The organism is Asticcacaulis sp. P2_C5 (genome assembly GCF_056404555.1).
In genome coordinates this window covers 605,883-622,789 of record NZ_JBFUDU010000001.1, presented here as the reverse complement: position 1 = coordinate 622,789, position 16,907 = coordinate 605,883, and the positions used below count along the sequence as shown (strand labels likewise).

The window sequence follows — 16,907 nt, the reverse complement described above, 5'->3', positions numbered from 1 at the left end:
CATGGAACGTATACCCATCCTGCGTATGGCCGATTTCCTGCTGGTGACCATCCAGGTCGACATGCACGATCGCCTGGCCATGACGCTTCAGGACGACCTGACCAACCGAATCGCCCAGACGGGGGCTACGGGCGTCCTGATCGACATTTCCGCCCTGGAAATCGTCGATTCCTTCATCGGCCGGATGATTTCCAACATCTCGTCCATGTCCCGCGTCCTCGACGCCCAGACCGTGATCGTCGGCATGCAGCCCGCGGTTGCCATTACGCTCGTCGAACTGGGCCTGACCCTGCCCGGCGTCCGGACGGCGCTGGACGTGGAAAAGGGCATGCAGTTGCTTCGTGGCGCAATTGCGTCTCCGATCAGCGGTGCTGCAGAGAGCAGCGGTCATGCTCGTCAAGACCTCTGAAGTCATGCCAATCCGTGCCGAAGCCGACGTCGTCTTGGTGCGCCAGCGTGCGCGTGCGGTGGCCGGCGAGGCTGGACTGGGCCTTGTCGATGTCACCAAGCTGGTCACCGCGACCAGCGAACTGGCGCGCAACGCCCTCATCTACGGCGGCGGTGGAACGGCACGGATCGAAAGCCTTCAGGACGGCCTGCGCAAAGGCGTCCGCCTCGTCTTTGAGGACCAGGGGCCGGGTATTCCCGACCTCGAACAGGCCATGACCGATGGCTGGACGTCCGGGACCGGCATGGGCCTTGGCCTTAGCGGCGCCAAACGCCTCAGCAACGAATTTGAAATCACCACGGCTCCGGGGCAAGGCACGCGCGTCATGATCGCGCGATGGAAATAAATCTTGCCCGCCAGTCGCTGGCCCTTCCCATTCGCGAAGTCCACGACGTCGGCGATGCCCGACGCCAGGCCGTTCAGGCCGCCAAGGATCTGGCCTTCAACGAAACCGCCGCCGGGCGCGTCGGCATCGTCGCCACCGAACTGGCCGGCAACCTTGTCAAACATGCTGCGGGTGGCACCCTGATCCTGCGCGTCCTTCAGTCAGATAAGCTTCGCGGACTCGAAATCATGTCGATCGACAATGGTCCGGGCATGGATGTCCATCGTTGCATGGAAGACGGCTACTCGACGGCCGGCAGCCCGGGAACCGGCCTTGGCGCCATAAAACGCCTGGCCGCAACGCTTGACGTCTACTCGCTGCGCGGCAAGGGCACAGTCCTGGTCACGGCGCTTTGGGGTCATGTTCAGTCCGCTCACGCACCGGTAGTGCCTGTCGCCGGTTATGATATCGGCGCGATTTGCCTGCCGGTGGCGGGCGAGCAATTATGCGGTGACGGTTGGGCGATACACGCGTCGGCGACAGGTCTTGATGTCGTGGTCAGCGACGGACTGGGTCACGGTCCGATCGCCGCAGCAGCCACCGATCTCGCATTGCAATCCTTTGCCCAAAGGATTGATCTTAATCCGGGCGCCATGCTGGAATTTATACATGGCGCCCTGCGTTCCACCCGCGGCGCCGCCGTCCTCACGGCTCGCCTCGACAATAGCCGCAACAGTCTGACCTGTGCCGGCGTCGGCAATATTGCCGGCTATGTTATCGCCACGTCCAAACCAAAGGGCATTGTGTCGATGAACGGCATTGTCGGCCACCAGATTCAGAAGGTGAAGGAATTCAGCTATGATTGCGGTCCGAACGACCTGGTCATCCTGCACTCCGATGGCCTGACCACACACTGGAAACTCGACGATTTTCCGGGGCTGGCGACGCGTTCGGCCAGTGTCATCGCCGCGATGATGTACAAGCATTTCCAGCGCGGTCGTGACGACGCGACCGTCGTGGTCATCCGGAGGCAACCGGCATGAACCTGAACCTGCTCAAGGTCGAAATTCGCTACGAACAGGACGTCGTGCTGGCGCGCCGCCGCGCCCGCCAGATCGCCCAGGTCCTGAACTTTCCGCCCCAGGACCAGGTGCGCCTGGCGACCGCCCTGTCGGAACTGGTGCGCAACGTCTTCCAATACACACCGGGTGGGCGGGTCGAATTTTCACTGACGGAGGGAACACCGGGCAAGCTGATCGTCCGTGTCATCGACAAGGGGCGGGGCATTGCCAAACTCGACGATATCCTGGCCGGACACTATGTCTCAAAGACCGGCATGGGAATCGGACTGGCCGGCGCCCGGCGCCTTGTCGACGGTTTTACGATCGACTCCGATTCTTCAGGTACCCGCATCGAGCTGAGTTACGACCTGCCCAAGCGCGCTCCCCATGTTACGCCGGCACTGGGCAACACCATCGCCGAGGCGCTGGCCACCGAGGACCCGCAAAATCCCTTCGAGGAAATCCAGCGCCAGAACCAGGAACTGCTCGCCGCCCTCGACGAAGTCCAGCGCCAGCAGTTGCGCCTGACCCAGCTCAATCTCGAATTGGAAGAAACCAATCGCGGTGTCGTCGCCCTGTCCAGCGAACTGGAACAACGCGCCGATTACCAGAAACGCACCTCGGAACTGAAGACCGAGTTCCTGGCGACCATTACCCATGAACTGCGCACGCCGCTCAACTCGATCATCAGTATTTCCAGCATCCTGCTCGACCGCCTCGATGGCGACCTTACCGACGAACAGGAAAAGCAGATCGGCTTTATTCGGGGCAGCGCGCGCGAACTGTCGAACATGGTCAATGACGTGCTCGACCTGGCCAAGGTCGAGGCCGGCAAGGTCGTCATCCGGCCGCGCCGTTTCGAGGTCGACGAAATGTTTCGCGTCCTGCGCGGCATGCTTAAACCCCTGGTCCAGCCCAACCACCCGGTCGACCTGGTCTTCGAGGACGCCGGCATGGAAACCGCCGTGATCAGCGACGAGGGCAAGGTGTCGCAGATCCTGCGCAACTTCATTTCCAACGCCCTGAAATACACTCTGGAGGGCGAAATTCGCGTTTCGGCGCGCGCCATCGACGATGACTGGATCGAATTCGCCGTCCGCGATACGGGTATAGGCATCGCCGCCGACGACCAGGACCGCATCTTCGACGACTTTACCCAGATCGAGGGCGATCACCAGATCCGTATCAAGGGCACGGGCCTCGGCCTGCCGCTGTCACGCAAGCTGGCCGACATGCTGGGCGGTCGCGTCATGGTCGAAAGCACCCTGGACCATGGCTCAGCCTTTACGCTGATACTGCCGCGCCGCTATCACGGTCCGGAGGAACTCGAGGTTCCCGCCCCGCGCACGATGACATCCGGTACCCGCCACGATCGGGTTTTGGTCATCGACGACCGGGCGTCCGATCGCTACGTCCTGCGTCGTGTCATTGAACGCCATGCCAATGCGGTCATCGAAGCCGGCAGCGGTATCGACGGTCTGCGCATGGCGAGGGCCATGCAACCGATCGCCATATTCCTGGACCTTGGCCTGCCGGACATGACCGGCCAGGCCGTCCTCGAAGACCTGAAGCAGGCCGAGGAAACGCGCGCCATCCCGGTCATTATCAACAGCAGCATGGAACTCTCGTCACACGAAACCGAACGCCTGCTCGAAAGCGCGGAAGCGGTCCTGTCGAAGTCCCTGTCGCATGCCGACCGTATCCGCCGCGTCGCCGAGATCTTTACCACAATCGAAGCACGGCTAAGGACACACAGCCATGTCTGAAACCATTCTGATTATCGACGATACCGAAAGCAACCGCTACGCCTTTTCGCGCCTTCTGGCCAAGGCGGGCTACCAGACGATTCAGGCCAAGACCCTGAAGGACGGCATGGCGGGCCTGATGCGCCAACCGGTCGATCTGGTCATATTGGACGTCAATCTGCCGGACGGTACCGGCTTCGACATGTGCGTTCGCCTGAAAGCCCATCCCGACTTCGCCGCCATTCCGGTCCTGATGACCTCGGCCCTGTTCATCGAGGGTCGTGACCGTGCCCAGGGACTGGAATCGGGCGCCGACGGCTATCTGACGACACCGATCGACGCGCTCGAACTGGTCGCCACTGTACGCTCCTTGCTACGCATCAGCGACGCCGAGCACAAGCTGAAAGAAGCGCTGGAGAAGGCCGAAAAGGCCAATAACGCCAAGTCCGAATTCCTCGCCAATATGAGCCACGAGATTCGCACCCCGATGAATGCCATCATCGGCCTGGCGACAATTCTCGGCCGCACAAAGCTCGACCCCCGGCAGGTAAAATACGTTACCACCCTGCAGCAAAGCGCCGACTCTTTGCTGGCTCTGGTCAACGACCTGCTCGACATCAGCAAGATCGAGGACAACAAGATCGAGCTTGAAGCCGTGCCTTTCCGGGTGAGCGATGTCGTCGCGCGCGTCGTTGCGATGCTGTCGGGCCATGCCACGGCAAAGGGCATTTCGCTCGACAGCCGCCACGACGGTGCTAACGACTCCGTTCTCTCAGGCGACCCGCAGCGCATCTCACAGATACTACTCAACCTGGTCAGTAATGCGGTAAAGTTTACGGCGTCGGGCGGTGTAACCATCGTGACGGCACAACGGCCCGACGACGATCGTGTATGGCTGGATATCCAGGTCATGGATACGGGCATCGGTATTGCTGCCGACCAACTGGAACAGGTCTTCGAAAAATTCGTCCAGGCGGACAGTTCGACGACACGTCGATACGGCGGGACGGGCCTGGGCCTGCCTATTGCCCGCAGCCTGACCGAGCGGATGGGCGGGACGCTGACCGTGACCAGTCTGCCGGGCGAAGGGTCGGTCTTTACCGTCAGCCTGCCCCTGCAATTGGGCTCCCTGACGGAAATCGTAAAGAGCGTGGTGGACGAACCGCCAGGCGAGACACGGGGTATGGGACGGGTTCTTGTCGTGGAAGACAATGCCGCCAACATCCTGGTCGCCACGGCATTGCTCGAAAATCTTGGCTACACCGCCGAGGCGGTGGGCAATGGCGCCGAGGCCCTGAGCCTACTGGCGCACCAGGCCTTCGATCTGGTACTGATGGATGTCCAAATGGACGGCATGGACGGGTTCGAAGCGACGCGACGAATCCGCCATCAGGAAAGCGAGCGCGGCGCGCGGCGTCTGCCGATCATTGCCATGACGGCTTTCGGCATGGCCGGCGATCGCGAGAAATGCCTGGCAGCCGGTATGGACGACTATTTGCCCAAGCCCATCCATGTGGTGACGTTCGAACACCTGTTGGCCCGCTATGCGATCATGCGCGATACCCCGCTGGCCTGAGCGCGGGCCTGCGGACTGTAAAGTCACCCCTCCCCCAGGGCGCCGATCAGAGTCTCCATATTCTCGATGTAGCTGCCGGTTGAAATCCCTATCACCGGCGCACCGGCGATATAGGGCGAGGTATCGGTCATATCCCCGACCCGCGTCGAACGGAAATCGCCGGGCTGGACCTCGGCCGATCCGTCTCCGCTGTACGGATGACTGGTCGCCTTGAGCGGCGTCGGCCAATAGCCGTCGCGGTTCAGGCTCTTGACCACCGACTGCACACCCTGCCTGCCGTCCGGCGTGTTCAGGTCCGACACCTTGCCCATCTCGGTCAGGAAATAGCGATCCAGCGGTTTGGCGATCGTCAACGGCGACCCGGCACTAACCTCGTCAGGGGAGATCGCCCGCAAGGCCTCGAACTCTGCCCGCAAGGCCGCCAGATCGAGGATACGCACCGAACTGTAGTGGCCGACCGTATGCTCAGGATCGCCATCGGCATAGTATTCGCCATTGACCACGTTCGATCCGCGACGATGAACATACAGCGCCCGGTTCGACCCCAGCTCAACGAAGGTCGGATAGCGGTTGGTCTTGCCGTCGGCGTCGGGCAGGCGCAGACCTTCCAGCCAGGTAATAGCCTCCGGTATGCGGCTCAGATACTTGCTCTCGCCGGTCAGCCGGTAAAAGTTCATCAGCTGCCGGATATTGGCCACCGTCGTATGCGTCGCCAGGGCCGTCGGCTCATAGGTCCGCGCCCCCGATGGCTTCAGGTCGAGGGTATATTGCAGCGCCCATCCCGGCTGCGGCTGGCCCTGCTGGGTGACCAGGAAGACCGACATGGCGCGGGTGATGGCATCCAGCACCCTTTTGTCACCCAGGGCCTGCCACACCATGATCAGGAAGCGGATATTCTCACCGGCGACGTCGTCATTGAAGGTGATAAACGAGGTGTAGTCGGGCTTGCCGTGATCGATATAGTCGTCCGTATGCGGAAAGCGCTGCGGCCAGCCACCGATCGGATACTGGCTCTCCAGAACGAAGTCGATCGCCTTGTCCAGCGCCGGCCTGTAGCGTTCGTCCTTCTTCTCGACATACAGCCGCAGCAGAAACTGCATGGCCTCCGACGTCCCGGCGTCATCAAAGGTGGCATTGCCCCAATAATGTTGAAATTCCTCAAGCCGCCAGGCGTTGCGGCCGATGGTGTCGTACCAGCGTTTGGTCGACTCGATGCCGCCGAAATCGATGAAATAATGCCAACCGCCGCTCGCCAACTGCCCGGCGATCAGGGCTTCGGCGCACTTCTGCGCGCATTCATAATAGTACTGGTCGCCTGTCGCGTGATAGGCGTCGAGAAACACATGTCCCATGGTTCCGGTGCCCGGCGGCTGGACCCACACCATAGACGGAAAGGCTTCCATTTCGCCCCAACGCCGGGACATGTCGGGCAGATACGACCAGACATAGCCGCCGTGTACCGCCACCGTGTCGACCATATATTCCGTGGCCCGCTTCATGGTGTCGAGCACCTGACCGCGCTTCACTGTCTCAACCGCGTTCGCCAATGACACCGGTATCATTCCCAACGCCACCGCGCCCGCCATCACATCCCGCCGCGTCGTCATGTTGGTTCTCCCTGAAGTGTTTTTATTATCGGCTGACAACATCAACGCGCCGGAAGCCCCTTATCCGTCGCAACCAGGGCTCAATCCTCGAATTCATCCCAGTCCGAGCGGTCCTCGTTCAGGTCCCAGGCCGCATAGTCCAGCGCGTCTTCCGGGTCGGCCAGGGTGTTTTCATTGATCGTCTGGCCACGTATCGACACGCCGGCGCGATGCACGCTTTCACGGTCCCCGGTGATCAGATGATGCCAGCGCGGCAGGGGCTTGCCTTCATGCAGCCGGCGATAGGCGCACGACGGTGGCATCCACAGCAACTCTTCGATATTGCCGGGCTTCAGCTTGATGCAGTCAGGCACATATTTCTTGCGGTTGGCATAGTCCGAACAGCGGCAGGTCTCGGAATTGAACAGCTTGCAATGCACGCGCGTCGGAATGACCTCCAGCGTCTCCTCGTCCTCGAAGCGAACCAGGCAACACAGGCCGCAGCCATCACACAGGCTTTCCCATTCCTGAGCATTCATCTGTGCGAGGGTCTTGGTTTCCCAGAAGGGTTTGCCGGAGGGCGTCTGTGTCATCGTGGCTATATCCACGCGTCCCCCGGCAAAATCAACCGCACGACTGAAAAAAGCCTGCGATTACACACGCCGCTTCACGTGTCCGGCAAGCCGCATCACAACCGGCGCCACGCAAATGACGGCCGCGGCAACGAAAAGGCCCCACTGCGGGACGTCGACAGGCCCGACAAAGCGCTGCCAGAGCGCGAACCCGATCATGACGCCCGCTATCGGCAGAGCCAGCAAGATCGGCAATAGGTGTTTGGACATGGAAAATTTCCTGAAAACTGCGCGGACCACCGGGTTCGCGTCTGCAGGAGATAGTCGCCGGCGTGAGGGTAATCTTACAGTGACGCCACGATCAGGTTTTCCTATAAGTCATTGACGCATCCCTCCTTGACAACAACTCAGTCAATGACGTAGTGTGAAGCATGAAAATAAGACCTGTGACGGTCGCTGAAACTCAGCTTTTTATTCGCCAGGCCGAAAACGTCTGGACAGAAGAAGAGCACTCCGACTTTGTCGACTACATCGCCGACAACCCTGAATCCGGCGACTTGATACCGGAGACAGGCGGCGTTCGAAAGGTCAGGTGGGGGCGTCAGGGCAGCGGCAAGCGTGGCGGCGTCCGGGTGATCTATTTCTATTATAATACCGAAGCGCCACTTTATCTTCTGATGGTCTATGCCAAGGCCGTACAGGCCGATCTGTCTCCGGAAGGTAAGAAGATCGTCAAGGCCCTGGTGGCGGCCTTGAAACAGACCTATCGCAATTGAACGGAAAATGAGGGCATGTCACAATTTGAAAAAGATCTGATCGAAAGCCTTGGGGAAGCCGTTGCCTACGCGAGAGGGGATGCCAGCACGGTTCGCACAACCGTCCTTCAGGTACCGGACGTGAAAGCGATCCGCGAGAGCCTCGACATGTCGCAGTCGGAGTTTTCACAGGCTTATGGCATACCGCTGACCACCCTGCAGGGCTGGGAACAACATCGTCGCCATCCAGATCGGACCGCCGCTGCCTATCTCAGCGTCATAGCCCGCTTGCCACAGGAAACGCGCAAGGCGCTCCATCCGTAAAATCACCACAAAAGCCAAAAACCCTTTGAAAAACCCGGCCGGGCCCTCTACATCCCGGCCATGAACGCCAAAGCCCCCCTGCTCGCCCTGAAAGACGTCCGCCTTATGGACGGTATGACGCCGCTGTTTGATGGCGTCGATATCGCGCTGGATCGCGGCGTTCGCGCCTGCCTGGTTGGCCGCAACGGCGCCGGCAAGTCGACCCTGATGCGCATGATGGCCGGGCTGATCGAAGCCGACAGCGGCGAACGCATCGTCAACCAGGGTGTGCGCTTCTCTTTCGTGCTGCAGGAACCCGAACCCACCGGCCACACCATCCTCGACTGGGTCTGCGCCGGCGGCGCCGAACACTACACCGCCGAGGCCGAACTGGCCGCCTTCGGCGTCGATCCGAAGGGCCCGACCGACTCCATGTCGGGCGGGGAAAAGCGCCGCGCCGCCCTGGCCCGCGCCTTTGCCGAAGATCCCGACCTCATCTTTCTCGACGAACCGACCAACCACCTCGACATCTTTGCCATTCAGACCCTGGAAGACCGGCTGAAGTCGTTCCGCGGCGCCGTCCTGACCGTCAGCCATGATCGCACCTTCCTCGAACGCATCACTCAACGCTGCTACTGGCTGTATGAACGCCGCGTCCTGCGCCTCGACAAGGGCTATGCCGCTTTCGATGAATGGCAGGCGCGCATCGAGGCCGACACCGCCGAATCCCTGCGCCGCCTCGAAAAGGCGATCGAGCGCGAAACCTATACCTTCTACCGTTCGATCACCGCCCAGCGGACGCGCAACGAAGGCCGCGCCGCCCGCCTCAACGCCATGCGCCAGGACCATGCCGAGCGCATGAAGCAGATGGACAAGCCGATGGAAATGGCCATCGATTCCGGCGGCACCTCGGGCAAGCTGGTCGCCCAGTTGAAGCACGTCTCCAAGGCCTATGGCGACAAGGTTCTGCTGAAGGATTTCTCGACCCGCATCATCCGCGGTGATCGCCTGGCCATTGTCGGCCCCAACGGCGCCGGCAAGTCGACCCTGGTCAAGCTGTTGATCGGCCAATTGCCGGCCGACTCGGGCGAGATCAAGCTCGGCACCAATCTCGACGTCGCCTATCTCGACCAGGGCCGCGACGCGCTGAAGGGCGAGGAGACCCTGTGGGATGTCCTGGCCAATTCCGGCTCGGATTCGATCATGGTGCGCGGCGAACCGCGCCACGTTGCCGCCTATGCCAAGGACTTCCTGTTCCGCGAAAAGCAGTTGCGCCAACCGGTCAAGACCCTGTCAGGCGGCGAGCGCAATCGCCTGCAACTGGCCCGCGCTTTGGCCAAGGCGACCAATCTGCTGGTGCTCGACGAACCGACCAACGATCTCGACATGGACACGCTCGACCTGCTCGAAGACATGCTGGCCGACTATGACGGCACCCTGATCCTGGTCTCCCACGATCGCGATTTCATCGACCGCCTGGCGACCTCGACTCTGGCGCTTGATGGTTCGGGCCGGGCTGCCGAAACCCCCGGCGGCTGGCAGGATTTCCTGCGTCAAAACCCCGACTTTTTCGCCCCGGCGCCGACCAAAGGCAGTTCAAAAGCCGTCCAGGCCGCCGGCAAGACCGCGCCCAAGAAGCTGTCCTACAAGGATCAGAAACGCCTCGAAGACCTCGAAAAGCTGATGCCGCAATGGCAGGCCGATATCGCTAAACTGGAAAAGGTGCTCGAAGACCCCACGCTCTATTCCCGCGACCCCAAGGCGTTCGACGCCACCATGAAGCGCCTGGAATCGTTGCGTTCCGACCTCGACGGCGGCGAAACCGAGTGGCTGGAACTCGAGGACCGCCGCGCCGCTCTCGCTGGTTGAGAATCCTTGTCTAAATTAGGCTTTAATTAAACTCGGTCGCATAGGCTTTTTTCGGTTGTAACCCGAAGACCGCCCGAAGACCGTCATGCCCATACCGGTGTCCCGTATTGCCCTGCTGACCTTTACGGCGCTGTTCGCAGCGCCCGTGCTCAGCCATGCCAATACGGCAGGTCCCTATTTGAACTGGCAGAACAAACCTCAGGCGCAGCAGCCGTCCCCGCAGGCATACAATGTTCCAGCCTCGCCCTACGGCCAGGTCGGCGACCCTTATAACCATACCCTGAACTGGCCCGCCAAGCAGTCGACGCGGTCGGCGCCGCAACAGCAAGCTCCGCAGCCTGTGCCGCAACCTCGCCAGGCCAGTGTCGCGCCCCTGCCGCGCCAACCCATATTGCAACAGCCTTTAGCGCAGCAGCCTGTGGCGGCGCCTGTGCCCATGGCGTCCGTCGCCGTTCCGCAGTCGGTGCCGCAGCCCAAGCCCATAGTCATGCCGCCGATTCCGGCCTCCGATCCGGAAGACGAAGACGCCCCGCCGCCCGCGGCCGGCAGCAGCTACCAGGTCCCGGCGACCAGTAAATACGCCGCGCGCATAGCCGCCGCCCGTGCTCTTCAGGCCCAGCAGGCTGCTGCGGAAGCGGCAACCCCGCCCCAGGACGCCGCCAGCCCAGCCGGAGGTGCGGCCCCCGTTGCGCCTCAAGCTACGACATCACTGGCCTCGCAGGAAACCGACCACGTCTTCATTCCGGGCGAACAGATTACCGACACCGTGTCGCAGGAACCGCGCCGCTACAGCCTGCACCGCCAATACGGACTGCATCCCGATCCCATACAGGTCGATCACGACGCGACTGGCGCCCTGCTGGAAACCCATTTCGACGCCGTCGAAAGCAATGATGATGACGACAAAACCGCCACCCAAGAGTCCGGCAGCGATGACGGCCAAACCTCCCAGCCTTAAAGACCTCCAGGCCCTAACCGGCAACCCCCTAAGGTAGCTTCATGTCCCGCACTCCGACCTCTTCCCTCGTCGAACTGATCGAACTGGCCAAGGAGCCGTCGAGCGCCAAGCGCCGGGAACTTTTGCGCAACGTGACTGACATTTTCATGACCCAGCCCGACAATGTTGGCGGGACGGAAATGGAACTGTACGATTCCGTCATGACTCAGCTCACCACGGATATGGAAACCATCGTCCGCGCCGAAATCGCCCAGACCATAGCCGGCGCGCGCAACGCGCCGCTGGGCTTGCTGCGCAAGCTGGCGGTCGATGATATCGAGGTCGCCGAGCCCATCCTGACCCGGTCCAAGGCGCTGAGCGAAACCGACCTGATGCACGTCGTCTCGACCAAGGGCCAGGACCACCTGCGCGCCGTCTCGAAACGCGAACAGGTTCCGGAAAGCGTCTCCGGCGTCATCGTCAAGCGTGGCGACGACACCACCCTGCACGCCCTGCTGAGCAATGACGGCGCGCGCCTGTCGCGGGCCTCGTCGGAAGAGGTGGTCACCCGGGCGCAGTCCAATCCTGCGCTGCACGAGGTCGTGGTCAACCGCCCCGACCTGCCGCCCGACCTGATGAACGATATGTATTTCGTCGTCGAGACGCGCCTGCGCGAACGTATCATGGCCGAGAACGCCAAGCTGGACCCTGCCGCCGTCGAACTGGCGTTGAGCAAGGGCCGCAACCGGATCGCCATCGCCTATGGCGACTTCCCGGAAGATTACGAAAAAATCTATGCCGATGTCGAAGCCCTGCGCAAGAACGAGCGCCTAACGCCGTCGCTGCTGGCCAAATATATGCGCGATCCGAACCAGACCTATTTCTACTGCGCCCTGGCCCAGATGGCGGATATCGATTTCCTGACCGCACGCAACCTGATCGAAAAGCGCGAAGTCGACGCCCTGGCCATCGCCTGCAAGGCGGCCGATCTCGACAAGGCACTGTTCCTGACCTGCGTCATGATCATGCTGTCGGACTCGGAAAACGCCATGGGCCGGGCGGCGGAATATGGCAAGCTGTACAACGACCTGCCGCGCGACACGGCCCTGCGCACCATCCGCTTCTGGCGCCTGCGCCGGGCGGAAGGCCACGCCGCCTAATTATTAGAAGCTGAACACCGATTTGGGGATGTGGGTGATGCGGCAGGCCAGGTCGGCTTCGCCGGACGCCACGATATAGTGGTCGCCGCCGTCGACGATCCCGGTCGTGAACACGACATCGCGCAGATACATCTGATGCTCGATCGGCCGTGTCAGGTCGGGATTGGCTTCCAGAAGCGGCACATGATCGCTGCGCAAGACCCGGGTAGGGTCATGCGCATCCAGCAATGACCAATAGGTCCGATAGATACCGACAATCTCCTTGGGCTCGACACCGTGCCACAGGGTCAGCCAGCCTTGGTCCGTTAGTATCGGCGGTGTCCCGCCGCCCATGCGCGCCGTCGCCACCGTGCCGGAATGCGGCCGGATGCCAGGTGACAGGTGCGGCTTCCAGTACAACATGTCCTTCGAGGTCGCCAGATTGATCGACGGGCCGGCGCGCCATTCGCTTCCCGGCGGGTAGGCGAAATAGAGATCGCCCAGGGGCCGCGTCTGGGCCCAGTATTCGTCATTGACCATGCCCTCGAAGATCAGCATGTCCTTGTTCTGATGGTCGAGGACGATGTCTTCGAAGCGCCAGTCGAGACCGTTCGACGAACTGTACAGGGTCGTCGAATGGCGCTCGGGGCTGACCGAACAGGTGGTCATCAGGTAAAGATCGCCAACCCGGCTGATGCGCGGATCCTCAATGCCATAGCACTGCCATGTCCCTTGCGGGACCACCGCCTTGTCATAGTGGAAAGCGACGACTTCCATGCCGTCCGGCGACAGCTCGACCGGCAGCAACCACGACAGGGAGGTAAGCGCGATGACGCGCCAGCCGCCGCTGCGCAGCTTGAAAGCGCGCGGATCGGCGGTGTCGACCAGGTCGAGCGGCCACGGATCGAGGACGTAACGGCCGGCATCCCAGCGGATGGCGTGGACATGGCCGTCGAAGATCGGCGTTTTGAGCGCTTCGGCGACGCGGACCATCATCAGCAAATTACCGCTGCCCAACCGTGTCAGACCGGGATTGAAGGCGCCCAGCACATAGGTCTCGGCATTGAGATGACCGTGCAATGGCGAGGCGCCGAGATCGATGTCGTCGGGCGTCAAGACCAGATGGTCGACGTCATAGACGCGACGTGCGGCGAGGCTTTGGGGGGACTGGCTGTCGGGCATGGCGCGCTCCTGTTGCAGTGCGGTACTAGATGCTACCGCGACGCATCAAGAGGCAATGTGGATTATGCTTCCAGCGACTGCCAAAGCTTGCGTTCGGCGGCATCCGGATCGTCGACGATGCGGCAGGTCGTATCGACCAGCACGGTGGCCCGTCGCGCTATGTCGTAACGCGGCCAATCGGGCGCGCCCGGCGCCGATGGCTTGCCGGTCCGGGCAAAACTGGTCCACAGGGCGCTGAGGTTGGCGGAGGCCGCCGCAACGCCCGGCCCATCACCGTGCAGCCCGCCGAGGTCGCTATTGTCGAAGGTCGGCCCGATATCCGTGGCATGGCCGGAGCCCAGTGTCGCCGTCGTATTGGCAATCGGCCGGTTGGAATTGTAGTCCCAGCGATAGGCATAGACAGGTGCCGGTTGTGCCGATTTCAGGCCGGCGAGGGTGGCGGTGTCGTTGCCGAAGACGCGCGCCGTAGTGATGGCGATATAGAGGTCCGAGGGCGACGCGTCCCGACGGTTTGCGCGATAGGTGGCGAGAAGGCGGCCGGCCCAGTCGCCATAGTCCGCACGCACCCGGCTTTCCAGTCCAGCCATGTCGAGCGCAAACATCTCCGGCTGGCCCATGTAAAAGAACCTGGCCTCTTCCTTGTTGCTGCCGATCATCAGTGGAATATCGGCGGCCAGGGGCGTGACCGCGCCGTCGGCGAACGGATCGGCCGGCAGGACGTGTCCATCGACCACCGGGCCGAAATGACCGGCCATCAGGGCCTCGGCAAAGCCCGGCTTGCGGCGACCATTGTCAGGCGCGTCGGCCCAGCCCCGGGTTGCCAGGCTCAAGGCGCCCTGCCCCTTGTCGCCGGCCCATTGCAGCTCAAGCAGGGTCTGGGCGGGAATGTCGAACAGCTTGCGTGCGTCGCTGATATCCAATGCCCGCAACAGGCGCTCGGTCGTCTCCGCGGCCACGGCTTTCGACATCCGGTGCATGGCTGCGCCGCTGGAGATCCCGGCCTTGTGATAAAGGCCCTTGGCCGACGGCATGCCCAGCAGGGTACCGACCTTGCCGCCACCGCCCGATTCACCGAACACCATGACATTGCCAGGATCGCCGCCGAAACGTTCGATATTGTCGCGTATCCAGGCCAGCGACATGGCGATATCCTGCATGCCCTGATTGCCGCTGTAGTCTTCACCCAGTTTGTCGCCAAGATACAGGAACCCCAACAACCCCAGACGATGGTTACACGACACCACGACGACGTCGTAGGTCGCCGCCAGCTTACCGCCGTCCTGGGAGGTCGAGCCGCCCGATCCCGTCGAATAACCGCCGCCGTGGATATAGAGCATCACCGGCCGCTTGTTACTGTCCGCGGCGGGCGTCCAGACATTGAGCACCAGGCAGTCTTCGCTATAGGCCGGTTCCTGTTCGCCATAGGTCGAGCCCGGCGTCTGCAAAGTCGGCGGCCCCAGATGCGTGGCGTCAAACACGCCCGTCCACGGCGTAACCGGCGGCGCGGCCTTGAACCGCCCTGTCCCGCTGACCGAGCCGCCATAGGGGATGCCCTTGAAGGCCAGGGCGCCGCGTGCGTGGCCGCCGCGGACCTTGCCCGAAGCCGTCTCGACCTCGATAAACGGCGCGGAAGGGATAGTCGATTTACCGAGGGACTCCGCTCTGGCCGAAAACGCCAGTCCGGCAGCGGCCGTCATTCCGCCCAGCACGTGGCGGCGGTTCCATTGGTGACGCATGGCATCCTCTCCCATTTTATCGTTGGAAGAGAGCTTAGGTTAGCGCTACCAAAAGGCAAGACCGGTAACGTATTTGTTTCGATCGCCTACCCCTCCGTCGGCTTCGCCGCCACCTCCCCATGCTTCGCACAGGGAGGAGGGTGGCGTCATTGGCAAGACAAATGGTCCCCCCTCCTCCCTGTGCGAAGCATGGGGAGGTGGCGGCGAAGCCGACGGAGGGGTCAATCTACTGCGCCTCGCGAACCCGGTCGAGCTGGCTCTGCGCCGTCGCCGACAGCGTCTTCAAACCATGTTCGGCGAAAATTTCCAGCGCGGCTTCAAGGGCATAGGCGGCTTCGGCGCGTTCCAGCATGAAGCCGGTGATATCGCCGCGCGCAACATAAAGCCGAGCCAGGTTGGTCTGCAAGATCGCCCAGGTAACCGGATCTTCCTGCGGCTTGACGCCGCGTACCTCCGACTTGAACGCCGTCTCCGCGGCTTCCAGCGTCTTCAGATCGCCCTGGACCTCGGCATGGCGGGCCAGGCAGGCGGCGCGGTTATTGACCAGCTCGGCGCGCAGGGCCAGGCCCTTTTGCAGCGGCCGCTTCAGCGCCAGGTCGTAAACCTGCATCGCCTTGGCATAGATATCGTCGTTCAGCGTCAGTTCGGCCAGGGTCTGCAGCCCCAGCGCCAGGGCCTGCTTGTGTTCGACCCAGTCGAGCGGCGAATGCTCGTAATCGACCGGTTCGTCGTCGGCGCTCAATAGCGAGATGCCTTCACTGATGATCTCGGGCTTACCTTCGATCTCGCCCTTCCAGATATGGGCCAGGGCCAGACGCAGCAGCACACGGGCATAGGTCACCGGCTCATAGGCCGGATCGAGACGCGCCAGCAGGGCTTCGAAATCCTTGATCACAGCCGTCAACAGAGACGAGTCGCAACGGTCGAGACCGACCACCATCAGCAGGTCGCCGCGCTCGAAGCGCGCATGGGCGGCTTCAATCTTGTCGGCGGCGGTCCCGGTCTGGCGCACGCGCTGGTCGGCGCGTTCCACCGCGCGGTCGATGTGAGACATGGCCAGAAGGGCCAGTTCCAGGTCGCCACCGATACCTTGTTTGACCGCCAGCCGGGCGGCCAACTGGGCTTCCACGCGGTTGAAACGGGCGCGCAGGGCGTCATCGTCCTGGATCGCTGCCCGGCCGCCGGCCAGCAGGTCTTCGGCGGACGACAGCAATTCGCGGGTTTCGAACAGGTCGGTGCCCAGGATGCAGGTTTGGGCCTGTTCCAGAACGGCCATGGCGGCTTCGTTGGCGGTCTTGGCTTCCTTGCCGGCGCTTTCGGCAGCGGCGGCGGCGCGGCGCATGGCGATGGGATCACCGGTACGGCGGGCGTATTCGCGCCAGATCTGGGCGGATTCGATATAGGGGGCGAAGCGGTTCTTGGTCGAGATTCGCCCGCCCTCGATATCGAGATTGCGGCCCTGGGTGATGAGCAGTTTGAGATTCAGCAGTTCATACAGGCTCGGGTCGGTCTCGACCCGCCCCTGGTTGCGGAAGATACGTCGCAGTTCGCGCCCGAATTCAAACATCGCCTGTCCACCGTGTGAGGCGAAAAACGTATCAGGACGATACGCTTCGCTCACATTCGACAGGACATTTGCAATCTGTTAGCCACACTTCCGTTCGGCCTCAGGC

The 16,907-nt window shown here is 62.2% G+C and carries 16 protein-coding genes; 10 read left to right on the top strand and 6 right to left on the bottom strand.

The window, feature by feature from the left end:
* Position 1 precedes the first annotated feature (1 nt).
* Genes AC1DXO_RS02560 through AC1DXO_RS02540 form a run of 5 tightly spaced genes read left to right on the top strand, consistent with a single transcriptional unit; the run spans position 2 to position 5,155 of the window.
* Positions 2-409 carry an STAS domain-containing protein gene (locus AC1DXO_RS02560; RefSeq protein WP_476976516.1) on the top strand — a complete coding sequence of 136 codons (408 nt, stop codon included), beginning with the start codon at positions 2-4 and terminating at the stop codon, positions 407-409.
* Entirely contained in the window at positions 390-794 is a 405-nt protein-coding gene (locus tag AC1DXO_RS02555; protein ID WP_476976515.1) for an anti-sigma regulatory factor, read from the top strand. The genes AC1DXO_RS02560 and AC1DXO_RS02555 overlap by 20 nt, the downstream gene beginning before the upstream one ends.
* Positions 785-1,816, top strand: a complete 1,032-nt coding sequence (locus AC1DXO_RS02550) for a SpoIIE family protein phosphatase (RefSeq protein WP_476976514.1) — start codon at positions 785-787, stop codon at positions 1,814-1,816. Before AC1DXO_RS02555 ends, AC1DXO_RS02550 begins: the two co-directional genes overlap by 10 nt.
* The gene (locus AC1DXO_RS02545; RefSeq protein WP_476976513.1) at positions 1,813-3,600 is read left to right on the top strand and encodes an ATP-binding protein; all 1,788 of its coding nucleotides are present in this window, start codon (positions 1,813-1,815) and stop codon (positions 3,598-3,600) included. The genes AC1DXO_RS02550 and AC1DXO_RS02545 overlap by 4 nt, the downstream gene beginning before the upstream one ends.
* The gene (locus AC1DXO_RS02540; RefSeq protein WP_476976512.1) at positions 3,593-5,155 is read left to right on the top strand and encodes a response regulator; all 1,563 of its coding nucleotides are present in this window, start codon (positions 3,593-3,595) and stop codon (positions 5,153-5,155) included. The genes AC1DXO_RS02545 and AC1DXO_RS02540 overlap by 8 nt, the downstream gene beginning before the upstream one ends.
* Positions 5,156-5,178: 23 nt before the next feature.
* Here AC1DXO_RS02540 and AC1DXO_RS02535 read toward each other — a convergent pair whose 3' ends face one another.
* From AC1DXO_RS02535 to AC1DXO_RS02525, 3 genes are all read right to left on the bottom strand, one after another.
* On the bottom strand, positions 5,179-6,762 hold the full coding sequence (locus tag AC1DXO_RS02535; protein ID WP_476976511.1) for a pectate lyase: 1,584 nt from the start codon (positions 6,760-6,762) through the stop codon (positions 5,179-5,181).
* Positions 6,763-6,842: 80 nt separating this feature from the next.
* Positions 6,843-7,334 carry a YcgN family cysteine cluster protein gene (locus tag AC1DXO_RS02530; protein ID WP_476976510.1) on the bottom strand — a complete coding sequence of 164 codons (492 nt, stop codon included), beginning with the start codon at positions 7,332-7,334 and terminating at the stop codon, positions 6,843-6,845.
* A gap of 60 nt (positions 7,335-7,394) precedes the next feature.
* Positions 7,395-7,583 carry a hypothetical protein gene (locus tag AC1DXO_RS02525; protein ID WP_476976509.1) on the bottom strand — a complete coding sequence of 63 codons (189 nt, stop codon included), beginning with the start codon at positions 7,581-7,583 and terminating at the stop codon, positions 7,395-7,397.
* A gap of 161 nt (positions 7,584-7,744) precedes the next feature.
* On the opposite strand from AC1DXO_RS02525, the gene AC1DXO_RS02520 reads away from it, so the two are divergent.
* From AC1DXO_RS02520 to AC1DXO_RS02500, 5 genes are all read left to right on the top strand, one after another.
* Positions 7,745-8,089, top strand: a complete 345-nt coding sequence (locus tag AC1DXO_RS02520; RefSeq protein ID WP_476976508.1) for a type II toxin-antitoxin system RelE/ParE family toxin — start codon at positions 7,745-7,747, stop codon at positions 8,087-8,089.
* A gap of 15 nt (positions 8,090-8,104) precedes the next feature.
* Positions 8,105-8,392 (top strand): NadS family protein, encoded by a 288-nt coding sequence (gene nadS, locus AC1DXO_RS02515; protein WP_476976507.1) that lies wholly within the window; start codon positions 8,105-8,107, stop codon positions 8,390-8,392.
* A 60-nt stretch (positions 8,393-8,452) separates the two neighbouring features.
* A complete protein-coding gene (locus AC1DXO_RS02510; protein WP_476976506.1) occupies positions 8,453-10,240 on the top strand; it encodes an ATP-binding cassette domain-containing protein in 1,788 nt (595 codons plus the stop codon).
* An 85-nt stretch (positions 10,241-10,325) separates the two neighbouring features.
* A complete protein-coding gene (locus AC1DXO_RS02505) occupies positions 10,326-11,198 on the top strand; it encodes a hypothetical protein (RefSeq protein WP_476976505.1) in 873 nt (290 codons plus the stop codon).
* A gap of 41 nt (positions 11,199-11,239) precedes the next feature.
* On the top strand, positions 11,240-12,337 hold the full coding sequence (locus tag AC1DXO_RS02500) for a DUF2336 domain-containing protein (RefSeq protein ID WP_476976504.1): 1,098 nt from the start codon (positions 11,240-11,242) through the stop codon (positions 12,335-12,337).
* A gap of 3 nt (positions 12,338-12,340) precedes the next feature.
* Here AC1DXO_RS02500 and AC1DXO_RS02495 read toward each other — a convergent pair whose 3' ends face one another.
* The 3 genes from AC1DXO_RS02495 to AC1DXO_RS02485 form a co-directional block, all read right to left on the bottom strand.
* Positions 12,341-13,498 carry a glycoside hydrolase family 130 protein gene (locus AC1DXO_RS02495; protein ID WP_476976503.1) on the bottom strand — a complete coding sequence of 386 codons (1,158 nt, stop codon included), beginning with the start codon at positions 13,496-13,498 and terminating at the stop codon, positions 12,341-12,343.
* A gap of 62 nt (positions 13,499-13,560) precedes the next feature.
* Entirely contained in the window at positions 13,561-15,234 is a 1,674-nt protein-coding gene (locus AC1DXO_RS02490) for a carboxylesterase/lipase family protein (RefSeq protein ID WP_476976502.1), read from the bottom strand.
* A gap of 226 nt (positions 15,235-15,460) precedes the next feature.
* Positions 15,461-16,801, bottom strand: coding sequence for a hypothetical protein (locus tag AC1DXO_RS02485; RefSeq protein ID WP_476976501.1), 1,341 nt, complete (start codon positions 16,799-16,801; stop codon positions 15,461-15,463).
* Positions 16,802-16,907: the final 106 nt, after the last annotated feature.